The sequence below is a fragment of the Brevundimonas sp. genome (genome assembly GCF_035998205.1).
Lineage (GTDB): Bacteria > Pseudomonadota > Alphaproteobacteria > Caulobacterales > Caulobacteraceae > Brevundimonas.
This window is the reverse complement of the sequence record NZ_DASYHT010000005.1, coordinates 37096-49289: the sequence shown is the minus strand read 5'-3', so window position 1 is coordinate 49289 and position 12194 is coordinate 37096. Positions and strand designations below refer to the sequence as shown.

The following is a 12194-nucleotide window of genomic DNA, read 5'->3' as shown; positions in this document are numbered from 1 at the left end:
CCCGAGACGACGAGACCCTGACCGGCCTTGAGGAGGACGGCGACGCCGCCCTGCCCCCGGCGGACAGCGACCTGGCCCCGCTGGACCAGGTCATCGCCGAGCGCGACGCCTGGCGCGACCGGGCCCTGCGCGCCGCGGCCGAGGCCGAGAATGTGCGCAAGCGCACCGAGACCCAGATGAACGACGCCCGGGCCTACGCCATCCAGCGGTTCGCGAAGGACCTGCTGGGCGTGGCCGACAACCTCGAGCGCGCCCTGCAGGCGGCGCCCCAGGACGCCGAGGGCCCGGCCGCCGGCCTCGTCACCGGGCTGGAGATGACCCACAAGGCGCTGCTGACGGCGTTCGAGGGCAATGGCCTGACCCGGGTGGCGCCCGAGGCCGGGACCGCCTTCGACCCGCACCAGCACCAGGCCATGATGGAGCAGCCCTCGGAGACCGTGGCCGCAGGCCAGGTGATCCAGACCCTGCAGCCCGGCTACGTCCTGTTCGGCCGCACCGTGCGCCCGGCCATGGTGGTGGTCGCCGCCAAGGGCTCCGGCCCGGCCCCGGACGCCGGGGCCCAGGCCGCCGCCAACGCCGCCTACGCCGCCGCCGGCGCGCGCACGCAGGGGTAGGGAACGTCTCTCCTCCCCATGAAATGGGGAGGTGGCGCGGCGCGCAGCGCCGTGACGGAGGGGCGCGCCAGCGTGGCGCGACGCAGCCCCTCCACCGCCCGCCGGTCGCCCTGGCGACCGGGCCCCTCCACCGCTTCGCGGTCCCCCTCCCCACTGGCGTGGGGAGGAAAGGCGCGGCGGCGCCGCTGTTTCAGAACCCCCGGCGCCAGCTGGCGAGCAGGGCGAGGCTGGCGCCGGCGTCACGGCGGTGGCCCTCGTCGCGGATCAGCACGGCGCGCAGCGACAGGGCCGAGTCCGGGCCGGTGCGGTGCAGGGTCGAGAGCGACAGGTCGATCTGGCGCCCGTCCGGCGCGGCCGAGAGGCGGCGCACCGAGAAGGTGACCGGGTCGAAATACTCCAGCGGCACATCGGCCAGCTCGACCTCGAAGGTCCCGTCCTCGATGCGCAGTGGCTGGGACAGCTCCAGCCTCAGGGTATCGCAGGCCGGCAGCCAGGCCGGACAGGCGCCGGCGAGGCCGATCTGCCAGGTCGAGCCGAGGGCCGGCTCGGCCAGGGTCAGCAGGCCGTCGCGGATCCGGGTGCGCGAGGCGCCCAGCTCGCCGTCGAGGGTCAGGCCGCGGCCGGCGTCGAGACGCCAGCCGACGGCGCCGAAGTCGGTCGAGGCCGGCATGGCGAAGTCGGAGGTCGAGGGGAAGTAGCCGCCGAGCGGGCCGAGGCGCTCGTCCAGACGGCCGGCGGACAGGTTGAGGGTCAGGACCTCGTCGACGCGCCAGGCGAGACCGGCGCGGCTGTAGCGGGCGGCGTCCTCCTCGGCGCGGCGCAGGGGCACGGGGCGGTCGCCGCCGCCGGTCTCGGCGGTCAGGCTGAAGCGGCCGAGGTCGAGCGCCCCGCGCAGGGCGTGGTCGGCCTGGGCCAGGGCGGCGAAGCCGTCGCCGGCCCCGGTGGCGAAGGGGGCGCGGGCCCCGCCCTCGCCCTGCCAGGCGGCGAAGCCGAGGCGGCCGCCCTCGATGGTGGCCAGGGCCTCGCGGCGCGTCTCCGAGCCCAGCCAGGGGGCGCGGAAGGGGGTGTCGCGGCGCAGGGCCTCGCGGTCCTCGGGGACCGGCACGGCGGCGGTCAGGGCCAGACGCGTGCCGAAGGCGGTCTCGCCTGACACGGTGGCGGTCTGCACCGGCTCGGGCGTCTCGGGCTGGAAACTGCGGCGCGGCGCCGGGCGCAGCAGGCCGCCCAGGTCCACCGTGAACAGGCGCTCGTAGCTGTCGTAGGCGATGGTGGTCAGGCCCTCGCGCGACAGGGCCCCGCCGAAGGCGGAACCGATATGGCTGCCCGGGACCTCGGCGATGCGCACGGCGGTTCCGGCGGCGGTGGGCGTGGCGGTGGTCCCGACCGGCTGGAACGCGCGCTCGATGTCGAGCAGGCCGCGGCCGTAGGTGGTGTCGGTGCCGGCGTCGCCGGCGTCGCGGGCCGTATCCAGCAGGATGTTGATGGCGTCCCGGCCTGACAGGTTGGGGAAGGCCTGCAGCAGCAGGGCCAGGGCTCCGGCCACATGGGGGGCGGCGAAGGAGGTGCCGCTGACGCGCCAGCAGCTGGTGCCGTCGCAGTCGGTGATGACCTCGTCGCCGGGGGCGGAGATGAAGCGGTCGGCGCTCACCCCGGCGCGGCTGGTGAAGTCGGAAATGACGTTGGCCGCGTCGTGCGAGCCGACGACGATGATCCCGCCGAGGAAGCGCGGATCCGAGGCGTAGCGGCCGGGCCAGGAGGGATTGGCCTCGGCGTCATTGCCCGAGGCGGCGGCGATCACCACGCCGGCCTGGACCGCGCGCAGCAGGGCGGCCTCGAAGGTCCCGCCCAGCGGCCCGTCGCCGCCGAGCGACAGGTTGATCACCTTCGCCCCGTTGGCCACGGCGTAGTCGAGGGCGCGGGCCAGGTCGCCGGAGCGGAAGCATTCAGTGTCGTCCGGGTCGGTGCAGTCGCTGATGTCGGCGCGGATCGACAGGATGGTCGAGTTGTAGGCCACGCCGATGGTGCCGAAGCCGTTGAACTCGGCGCCGATGACCCCGGCGACGCGGGTGCCGTGCCGGCTCTCGCCCTCGGGCGTATTGCGGCCGACGACGATGTCGGTGGAGCGCGGCGAGATGTTGGCGTCGAGGTCGGTCTGGTCGAGGTCGATGCCGGTGTCGACCACGGCGACGGTGATCCCGGCCCCGGTGGCCCCGCGGTTCCAGGCCGCGACCGCCCGGCTGTTGCCGATGCCATAGCTGCGCGTGACCTCGGCCGACGTCGGGGACGGCGCGGGCGGCGGCGGCGGCGGCGGCGGCGGTGGTGGGGGAGGCGGCGGCGGAGGCGGGGGCGGGGGCGGCGGGGTGACCACGCCCCCCCCGGTTCCCCCGCCGCCCCCGCCGCCACAGGCGGCGAGCGGCGCGGCGAGGACCGCGAGGAGAAGGGCGTGCACGGCGAGGGTGCGCAGGGATTTCATGTGAGACGCTCCTCCGGCCGATCCGCCCTTCCAAGGATCGGTCCGGTGTCCTTACTCAACGATTGAGGTGGGCGGTGAAATGGGCGAGCAGCCGGGCCCAGGCGTCGGGACCGGCCACCGGGTCGTACGCCGCCCGGTAGTCGGCGAGGAAGCCGTGCTGCGAGTCCGGATAGACGACGATGTCGCTGTCGGCGGCCCCGGCGCGGCCCAGCGCCGCGCGCATGGCCTCGACCGTGTCCAGCGGGATGCCGCGGTCCTGGCCGCCGTAGAGGCCGAGCACCGGCCCCTTGAGGTCGGCGGCGACGTCGACCGGCCAGGGGGCGCCGGCGGCCCGCTGTTCGGGGGAGGCGTTGTCGGCCGGAGCCAGCCGGCCGTACCAGGCGACCCCGGCGTCCAGCGCGGCGAAGCGGGCCATGGCCTGCCACACCACCTTGCCGCCCCAGCAATAGCCGGTGATGCCCACCCGGGCGCTGTCGGCCCACAGCTGCTGGTCGGTCCAGGCGAGGGTCGCGGCGATATCGCCCATGACCTGCTCGTAGCCGGCGGCGGCGACGATGCGCTGGATCTCGGCGAAGTCGGTCAGGGGGGCCGGATCGGCGACGCGGACGAAGAAGGCCGGGGCCACGGCGGCGTAGCCGGCCTTCGCCAGCCGGCGGCAGATGTCCATGATCCAGGCGTGCAGGCCGAAGATCTCGGAGACGACGATCACCACCGGGAAGGGGCCGTCGCCTTCGGGCCGGGCCACATAGGCCGGCAGGTCGAAGCTGTCCGGCGCCGGGTAGGTCACCTCGCTGATCACCAGGCCGTCGGCGTCGGTGACGATCGGCTGCGCGGCCTGGGCCAGGGCGGCCGGGGCGTAGCCGGCGAAGGCGGCGGCCCCGACCAGGGCCCCGGCGAGGCCGCGGCGGCTGAGGACGGCGTCTTCGGGGGCGGGGCCCTCGGGACGGTGAAGCATGGTCATGGCGATCCCCCGGGAATGCAGCTGTCCGGACCATCGCAGGCTGTCCGGGAGCCGTCGACTCCCATTGCCGTGATGCGTCAGCCTGCCCGCCTCAGGGTCAGGTTCAGCCGTCCGCCGCCGGGCAGCAGACGCGAGGAGCCGGGCAGGAGGCGGTCGACGCCGTGCCGGCACAGGCGGGCCGGGCCGGACAAGACCAGGACGTCGCCGGACGCCAGCCGAAGCGACCGGGTCGGCCCGCCCCCGGCCGGGCCGAAGCGGAACACGGCGGTGTCGCCGAGCGAGACCGACAGCACCGGCGCGGTCAGGTCGGCCTCGTCCCGGTCCTGGTGCAGCCCCATGCGGGCGTCGCCGTCGTAGAGGTTGACGAGGCAGGCGTCCGGCGGCCGGTCCGGGTCGGCGTGCTGCGCCCACAGGTCCAGCAGGGCCAGCGGGATCGGCGGCCACGGCCGGCCGGTCTGCGGGTGGGTCGGCTGGTAGCGGTAGCCGCCGGCGGCGTCGGTGACCCAGCCGAGCGGGCCGAGATTGCTCATCCGCACCGACATCGGCCGGCCGCCGGGGGTGACGGGGCGATAGGGCGGCGCGGCTTCGAGCGCCGCCAGCACCGCATCGCGCAGGGCGGTCTGGGCCGAGAGGTCCAGCCGTCCGGGCCAGAGCTTCAGGCCCGGCAGGGGCTCCAGCGCCGGTCCGGCCGGAGAATCACGCATCGCCGCCCTCCCGGCCCGACAAACCCTTGCGGGCCATGTGGCCTTCCCCATATGCGGGGCCAAGCGTTCCGGTGTCGCAGACACCTGATCCCGGAACGACCACATCAACCCCTGTCGCGTCCGCCGGTTCTGGCGAACCCCAAGGCGCGGCGCTGTATTTTCACCATGGGGGCGATCAGGCGCGGCGCTCGACCCGGAGGCCGCCGCATCGCCCGCCGCAAGGAGACGGAAAGCCCGCCATGAGCAAGATCATCGGCATCGACCTCGGCACGACCAACTCGTGCGTGGCCGTGATGGACGGCAAGACCCCCAAGGTCATCGAGAACGCCGAGGGCGCGCGCACCACCCCGTCGGTGGTCGCCATCCAGGACGGCGGCGACACCCTGGTCGGCCAGCCGGCCAAGCGCCAGGCGGTGACCAATCCGTCGAACACCTTCTTCGCCATCAAGCGCCTGATCGGCCGCAACTTCGACGATCCGGTGGTGGCCAAGGACAAGGGCATGGTGCCCTACGAGATCGTCAAGGGCCCGAACGGCGACGCCTGGGTGCGCGCCCACGGCAAGGACTACTCGCCGCAGCAGATCTCGGCCTTCACCCTGATGAAGATGAAGGAGGCCGCGGAGGCCTACCTCGGCGACAAGGTCACCCAGGCGGTGATCACCGTCCCGGCCTATTTCAACGACGCCCAGCGTCAGGCCACCAAGGACGCCGGCAAGATCGCCGGGCTGGAGGTGCTGCGCATCATCAACGAGCCGACCGCGGCGGCGCTGGCCTATGGCCTCGAGAAGAACGACGGCCAGAAGATCGCCGTCTATGACCTCGGCGGCGGCACCTTCGACGTCTCGATCCTCGAGATCGGCGACGGCGTGTTCGAGGTGAAGTCGACCAACGGCGACACCTTCCTCGGCGGCGAGGACTTCGACCTGCGTCTGGTCGACTACCTGGCCGACGAGTTCAAGAAGGAGCAGGGCGTCGACCTGCGCCAGGACAAGCTGGCCCTGCAGCGCCTGAAGGAAGAGGCCGAGAAGGCCAAGAAGGAGCTGTCCTCGACGAGCCAGTACGAGGTCAATCTGCCGTTCATCTCGATGAACGCCTCGGGCCCGCTGCACCTGAACATCAAGCTGTCGCGCGCCAAGCTGGAGGCCCTGGTCGACGACCTGATCCAGCGCACCATCGAGCCGTGCCAGAAGGCCCTGAAGGACGCCGGTCTGAAGGCCTCGGACATCGACGAGGTGGTGCTGGTCGGCGGCATGACCCGGATGCCCAAGGTGCAGGAAGCGGTGAAGGCCTTCTTCGGCAAGGAGCCGCACAAGGGCGTCAACCCGGACGAGGTCGTGGCGCTGGGCGCCGCGGTCCAGGCCGGGGTGCTGCAGGGCGACGTCAAGGACGTGCTGCTGCTGGACGTGACGCCGCTGACCCTGGGCATCGAGACCCTGGGCGGGGTATTCACCCCGCTGATCGAGCGCAACACCACCATCCCGACCAAGAAGAGCCAGGTGTTCTCCACCGCCGACGACAACCAGTCGGCCGTGACCATCCGGGTCTTCCAGGGTGAGCGGCCGATGGCGGCGGACAACAAGCTGCTGGGCCAGTTCGACCTGATGGGCATCCCGCCGGCGCCGCGCGGCATGCCGCAGATCGAGGTCGCCTTCGACATCGACGCCAACGGCATCGTCAATGTCTCGGCCAAGGACAAGGCGACCAACAAGGAGCAGTCGATCCGCATCCAGGCCAACGGCGGCCTGTCGGACGCGGACATCGAGCGCATGGTCAAGGAAGCCGAGGCCAACGCCGCGGCGGACAAGGCCCGCAAGGAGCTGGTCGAGGCCCAGAACGGGGCCGACAGCCTGATCCACTCGACCGAAAAGGCCCTGGCCGAGCACGGCGACAAGGTCTCCGCTGACGAGAAGGCGGCGATCGAGACCGCCATCAGCGATCTCAAGGCCGCCCGCGACGGGACCGACCCGGAAGACATCCGGGCAAAGACCTCGACCCTCGCCCAGGCGTCGATGAAGCTCGGCGAGGCCATGTACAAGGCGCAGCAGGGCGACGGCGGCGACGCCGGCGAGGCTCGCCCGGCCGATGACGGCGTGGTCGACGCCGAGTTCGAGGAAGTCGTCTCCGACGACGACCAGAAGAAGAGCGCCTGAACCCGGCCGCCCCTCCACCGCTTCGCGGTCCCCCTCCCCACTTCGTGGGGAGGAAAGGCGCCTCTCCTCCCCATGGAATGGGGAGGTGGCCGGGCGCGAAGCGACCGGACGGAGGGGCGGCCCCCCTGTCACCATTCTTGCATCCCCGCCGGCGGGCCCCATGTGAGGGGCGTCGCACGTCCCGCGCCGGTACGGCGGGCGCGCGGGTGGGGGTCATGAGGTCGTAACGCCCGATGGCGCAGCGAGACTATTACGAGATCCTGGGCGTCGATCGCTCGGTCGACGAGGCCGGGCTGAAATCCGCCTATCGCAAGCTGGCGATGCAGCATCACCCGGACCGCAACGGCGGTTCGGAAGAGTCGATGGCGCGCTTCAAGGAGATCTCCGAGGCCTATTCGGTGCTGTCGGACGCCCAGAAGCGCGCCGCCTATGACCGCTTCGGCCATGCCGGGGTGGGCGGCGGCGGGGGCGGCCCCGGCGGCGGCGCGGCCTTCAACGACATCAACGACATCTTCTCCCAGGTGTTCGGCGACGCCTTCGGCGACGTGTTCGGCGGGGCGCGCGGCCAGACCCGCGGCGGGCCGCGGCGCGGCTCGGACCTGCGCTACGACCTCGAGGTCACGCTGGAGCAGGCCTATCGCGGCGACGAGGTGGAGATCAGCTTCCCGGTCACCGCCGCCTGCGACGTGTGCGACGGCTCGGGCGCGAAGCCGGGGACGCGGCCGGTGACCTGCACCACCTGCGGCGGGGCCGGCCGGATCCGCACCGCCAACGGCTTCTTCCAGGTCGAGCGCACCTGCCCGCGCTGCGGCGGGGCCGGTCAGATGATCGCCGACCCCTGCGAGGCCTGTCATGGTCACGGCCAGGTGCGCAAGACGCGCAAGCTGGCGCTGAAGGTGCCGGCGGGCGTCGACGACGGGTCGCGCATCCGCCTGTCGGGCGAGGGCGACGCCGGCATGCGCGGCGGGCCGCGCGGCGACCTCTATGTCTTCGTCTCGGTGCGGCCGCACGAGCTGTTCGAGCGCGACAACCTCGACCTGCTGGTGACCGTGCCGGTGCCGATGACCACGGCGGCGCTGGGCGGGATGATCGAGGCGCCCTGTCTGGTCTCCGAGGCCTGCGACGGCCAGTGCCGCGCCGAGGTGCAGGTGCCCGAGGGGGCCCAGACCGGCCGCACCGTGCGCATCAAGGGCAAGGGCATGCCGCATCTGAACGGCCGCCAGCGCGGCGATCTGGTGGTCGAGCTGTTCGTCGAGACCCCGACCAACCTCAGCGCCCGGCAGAAAGAGCTGCTGCGCGAGCTTGCCGAGACCTGCGGCGAGGCCCAGAGTCCGCGCAACACCAGCTTCGCCGGCAAGGCCAAGCGCTTCTGGGCCGAGATCATGGGCGGCGACGACGCTTCGAAAGACACCGCCGCGTGACCGGCCTGTTCCATGTCGGCATTTCCGGCGCCCGCGGCCGCATGGGCCGGGCCCTGAGCCAGGTGCTGGACGCCCGCGGCGACGTGGTGGTGGCGGCCCGCTTCGACCGCGGCGACCAGCCGGACCTGTCGCTGTGCGACGTGGTCATCGACTTCTCGACGGCGGAGGCCTCGGCCGAGCTGGCGGCGGCCTGCGCCGACCGCGGCGGCCCGGCGCTGGTGATCGGCTCGACCGGCTTCGACGCGACCCAGGAGGCGGCCATCGAGGCGGCGGCGACCCGCGTCGCCATCGTGCGCAGCGGCAACTTCTCGCTGGGCGTCAACATCCTGATCGGTCTGGTCGAGCACGCCGCCCTGCGGCTGCCGGCCGAGGCCTGGGACATCGAGATCCAGGAGGCGCATCACCGGCGCAAGGTCGACGCCCCCTCGGGCACGGCCCTGATGCTGGGCGAGGCCGCCGCCGCCGGGCGCGGCGAGGACCTGGCGGCGCTGCGCACCCCGGCCCGCGAGGGGCTGGCGGAGCGGGTCGCCGGCTCGATCGGCTTCTCGGCCATCCGCGCCGGCGGCATCGTCGGCGAGCACACCGTCATGTTCGCCTCGGACGACGAGGTGCTGACCCTGTCGCACAGCGCCATCGACCGCTCCCTGTTCGCCAAGGGCGCGGTGGTGGCCGCCGCCTGGGTGCGCAACCGCCGCCCGGGCCTCTACGACATGCAGGACGTGCTGGGCTTCCGTCAGGCCTGAGGCGGTTGACGGAGGCTCAGCGCCCCGTCGAGCCGAAGCCGCCGGCGCCGCGGGCGGTCTCGTCCAGCGCCTCGGCCTCGACCAGGGCCACCTGCAGCACCGGGGCCACCACCATCTGGGCGATGCGCTCGCCGCGCCGGACCACGAACGGGTCCGATCCATGGTTGATGAGGATCACCCCGACCTCGCCGCGATAGTCGGCGTCGATGGTGCCCGGGCTGTTGAGGCAGGTGACGCCGTGCTTGAGGGCCAGGCCCGAGCGCGGCCGCACCTGGGCCTCATGGCCCGGCGGCAGGGCGATCTTCAGCCCGGTCGGCACCAGGGCCCGGGCCCCGGGCGCCAGCGTCACCGGCGCGTCCTCCGGCACCGCCGCGCGCAGGTCCATGCCCGCCGAGCCCGCGGTCTCATAGGCCGGCAGGGGCAGGTCGGCGCCATGGGGCAGGCGCTGCAGGCGGACGGCGATCATGCGGGCGTTCCGGTGAAATGGCGGGCGATGCGGTCGGCGAGGGCGGCGGCGAGGGCGGTCTTGGACTGGCGCGGCCAGCTTTCCTCGCCGTCGCCGGTGATCAGGGTGGCGGCGTTGCCGTCGGCCCCGAACACGTCGGCGCTGACGTCATTGGCGACGATCCAGTCGCAGCCCTTGCGGCTGAGCTTGCGCCGGGCGTTGGCGATCAGGTCGTCGGTCTCGGCGGCGAAGCCGACCACCAGGGCCGGGCGGCGCGGACCGGCGGCGGACAGGCCGGCGAGGATGTCGGGGTTCTCGGTCAGGGCCAGGGCCGGGGGACCGCCGGGGGCCTTCTTGATCTTGCCGGTGGCGACCTGGTCGGGGCGCCAGTCGGCCACGGCGGCGGTCATGACGGCGAGGTCGGCGGGCAGGGCGGCGTCGCAGGCGGCCTGCATCTCCCGCGCGGTCTCGACCCAGACGCGGGTCACGCCCGGCGGGGCGTCCAGCGCCACCGGTCCGGACACCAGCGTCACCTCGGCCCCGCGCGCGGCGAGGGCGGCGGCGATGGCGTAGCCCTGCTTGCCGGAGGAGCGGTTGGTCAGGCCGCGCACCGGATCGATCGGCTCGAAGGTGGGGCCGGCGGTGACCAGCGCCCGGCGACCGGCCAGAGGGCGGGCGGCGGGACCGGCCAGCTCGGCGGCGATGGCGGCGAGGATGGCCGGGGGCTCGACCATGCGGCCGGGGCCGAACTCGCCGCAGGCCATGTCGCCCTCGTCGGGGCCGACGAAGGCCACGCCGGGGCCGGGGAAGGCCGCCAGACGGGCGACATTGGCCTGCACCGCCGGGTGCAGCCACATGCGCACGTTCATGGCCGGGGCCATCAGGACGCGCTTGTCGGTGGCGATCAGGGTGGTGGAGGCGAGGTCGTCGGCGAGGCCCTGGGCGGCCTTGGCGATGAGGCCGGCGGTGGCCGGGGCGACCACCACCAGATCGGCCCAGCGCGACAGCTCGATATGGCCCATGGCCGTCTCCTCGTCCGGCTGGAACAGGCCGGTGCGGGGCGGATGGCCGGTCAGGGCGGCGAGCGAGAGGGGGGTGACGAAGCGCGACCCGGCCTCGGTCAGGACGACGCGCGTCTCGGCGCCCGCCCGGTGCAGCAGGCGGATCAGCTCCAGCGTCTTGTAGGCGGCGATGCCGCCGCCGATGACGAGCAGCAGGCGGCGTCCGGTGAGGCCCATGTCCATGGCCTCCGCTCTAGCGGCACGGGCTCCCGCCGTCGAGCGCCGGGCGATTCGGCGAACGACGATATGGAACATTGCGCGAACATCGGGAGTGTGGCAGTATCGGCCCGGTTGTGGAGGAAGGAGGCCGGCCATGCGCTGGACAACGGGCTGGACGACAGGTTGGGTCATGGGAACCCTGAGGCGTCTGGCGGCGACAGCCTGTGTCGCGGCGACAGCCTGTGTCGCGGCGCTGGCCGGTGCGGCGGGCTGTGACGCCGCGCCCTCGGCGGTGGAGACCCGACCGCGCGAGGCGGTCGAGGCGGCGACGGCCGGGGTCGATACGGCGGCGACCCCGGCGGTCGCGGCGGCCGGGGCGGCGGCGGCGCCGGTCCTGACCGCCAACCGGCGCGAGAGCGTGGACGAGAAGACGCGCCGGCTGTTCGAACGCAACGGCGCGGCGTTCGGGGCGGCGACGCCGGAGGCCTATCTGGCGCAGGTCGAGGCCTTCACCCGGCGGCCGCCGGCGGATGTGGAGCGGGTGACGCGGCCCAACGGCGACGTGCTGCTGTACCAGGCCTCGAGCAACACCTTCGCCGTGGTCGACGCCGACGGGGTGCCGCGCACCATGTTCAAGCCCGACGACGGGCCGGCCTACTGGGCGGAGCAGAAGGCCCGCGCCCCGACCTTCGGCCAGCGGTCCGGGGGCGGCTAGGCCGCGATCCTGTAGCCCGCGGGCGTCGCAGCCGGTGCAGAAAGCATCGTCACCCCCGGGCTTGTCCCGGGGGCCCCTCGTTCCGCGAGGCGCGATCCTTGGGTGTCGCTGGCGGGCCCGCTAAAGCTGCGCGCGACGGCGCCTGACCCCGCCATGGGCCCCCGGGACAAGCCCGGGGGTGACGGCTACAGGTAGCGCGTCGCCCGGGCCCCCTACTCCGGGGTGTCGGCCAGCTCGCGCACCAGCTCGGCGACGAGGCGCTGGCGCGCCGTCGACAGGCGGGGGGCCAGGCGGCCGATCTCGATGGTGTGGCGGGTCGACGGATAGTCGTGGGCGTAGGCCTCGCCCTCGCCCTCGGCGACGCCGGCGCGGGTGTCGGCCAGACCCTCGAAGAAATAGCCCGGGTCGACGCGGAAGAACTGCGCCACCTGCCACAGCTTGGAGGCCGAGATGCGGTTGGAGCCCTTCTCGTACTTCTGCACCTGCTGGAAGGTCACGCCCAGGGCCCGGCCGAGGTCGGTCTGGTTGTAGCCGAGGGCGATGCGTTTCTCGGCGACGCGGCGGCCCACGTGCCGGTCAACCGGGTGGGGGCCTTCGTCCTCGGATCTCGCCATGTCTGCCACTCCTTGATGCGTCCTGAGCCATGGCCCGGCCGCCCGGTGGTCCGGGCTGTCCGTGAACGGCTGTTCTTCGCGGGCCATGACCGGCTTACGCCTCAGGGTCCGGGCGGCGCAACTCCGGGGTATCC

Annotated in this window: 11 protein-coding genes; 5 read left to right on the top strand and 6 right to left on the bottom strand. The window is 73.5% G+C overall.

Annotated features, from left to right (window positions below):
• The first annotated feature begins 17 nt into the window (after positions 1-17).
• Complete coding sequence (gene grpE / locus VGN74_RS07470) at positions 18-614, top strand: nucleotide exchange factor GrpE (protein WP_327447692.1); 597 nt, start codon at positions 18-20, stop codon at positions 612-614.
• Between the two features lie 190 nt (positions 615-804).
• On the opposite strand, the gene VGN74_RS07465 is transcribed toward grpE, so the two are convergent.
• The 3 genes from VGN74_RS07465 to VGN74_RS07455 all read right to left on the bottom strand — a co-directional run bounded on the left by VGN74_RS07465 (position 805) and on the right by VGN74_RS07455 (position 4752).
• Positions 805-3087 (bottom strand): S8 family peptidase, encoded by a 2283-nt coding sequence (locus VGN74_RS07465; RefSeq protein ID WP_327446741.1) that lies wholly within the window; start codon positions 3085-3087, stop codon positions 805-807.
• Between the two features lie 55 nt (positions 3088-3142).
• Complete coding sequence (locus VGN74_RS07460) at positions 3143-4048, bottom strand: dienelactone hydrolase family protein (RefSeq protein ID WP_327446740.1); 906 nt, start codon at positions 4046-4048, stop codon at positions 3143-3145.
• 77 nt (positions 4049-4125) lie between these two features.
• The gene (locus tag VGN74_RS07455; protein WP_327446739.1) at positions 4126-4752 is read right to left on the bottom strand and encodes an alpha-ketoglutarate-dependent dioxygenase AlkB; all 627 of its coding nucleotides are present in this window, start codon (positions 4750-4752) and stop codon (positions 4126-4128) included.
• A gap of 239 nt (positions 4753-4991) precedes the next feature.
• On the opposite strand from VGN74_RS07455, the gene dnaK reads away from it, so the two are divergent.
• The 3 genes from dnaK (at position 4992) to dapB (ending at position 9066) form a co-directional block, all read left to right on the top strand.
• The gene (dnaK, locus tag VGN74_RS07450; protein ID WP_327446738.1) at positions 4992-6902 is read left to right on the top strand and encodes a molecular chaperone DnaK; all 1911 of its coding nucleotides are present in this window, start codon (positions 4992-4994) and stop codon (positions 6900-6902) included.
• 233 nt (positions 6903-7135) lie between these two features.
• On the top strand, positions 7136-8323 hold the full coding sequence (gene dnaJ, locus VGN74_RS07445) for a molecular chaperone DnaJ (RefSeq protein ID WP_327446737.1): 1188 nt from the start codon (positions 7136-7138) through the stop codon (positions 8321-8323).
• Complete coding sequence (gene dapB, locus VGN74_RS07440) at positions 8320-9066, top strand: 4-hydroxy-tetrahydrodipicolinate reductase (RefSeq protein WP_327446736.1); 747 nt, start codon at positions 8320-8322, stop codon at positions 9064-9066. The genes dnaJ and dapB overlap by 4 nt, the downstream gene beginning before the upstream one ends.
• 16 nt (positions 9067-9082) lie before the next feature.
• Here dapB and dut read toward each other — a convergent pair whose 3' ends face one another.
• Both dut and coaBC read right to left on the bottom strand, forming a co-directional pair.
• Positions 9083-9532, bottom strand: a complete 450-nt coding sequence (gene dut / locus VGN74_RS07435) for a dUTP diphosphatase (RefSeq protein WP_327446735.1) — start codon at positions 9530-9532, stop codon at positions 9083-9085.
• Positions 9529-10755 carry a bifunctional phosphopantothenoylcysteine decarboxylase/phosphopantothenate--cysteine ligase CoaBC gene (coaBC, locus tag VGN74_RS07430; RefSeq protein WP_327446734.1) on the bottom strand — a complete coding sequence of 409 codons (1227 nt, stop codon included), beginning with the start codon at positions 10753-10755 and terminating at the stop codon, positions 9529-9531. Before coaBC ends, dut begins: the two co-directional genes overlap by 4 nt.
• 130 nt (positions 10756-10885) lie before the next feature.
• On the opposite strand from coaBC, the gene VGN74_RS07425 reads away from it, so the two are divergent.
• The gene (locus tag VGN74_RS07425; RefSeq protein ID WP_327446733.1) at positions 10886-11446 is read left to right on the top strand and encodes an S-type pyocin family protein; all 561 of its coding nucleotides are present in this window, start codon (positions 10886-10888) and stop codon (positions 11444-11446) included.
• 212 nt (positions 11447-11658) lie between these two features.
• Here VGN74_RS07425 and VGN74_RS07420 read toward each other — a convergent pair whose 3' ends face one another.
• Complete coding sequence (locus VGN74_RS07420; protein WP_327446732.1) at positions 11659-12060, bottom strand: helix-turn-helix transcriptional regulator; 402 nt, start codon at positions 12058-12060, stop codon at positions 11659-11661.
• Positions 12061-12194: the final 134 nt, after the last annotated feature.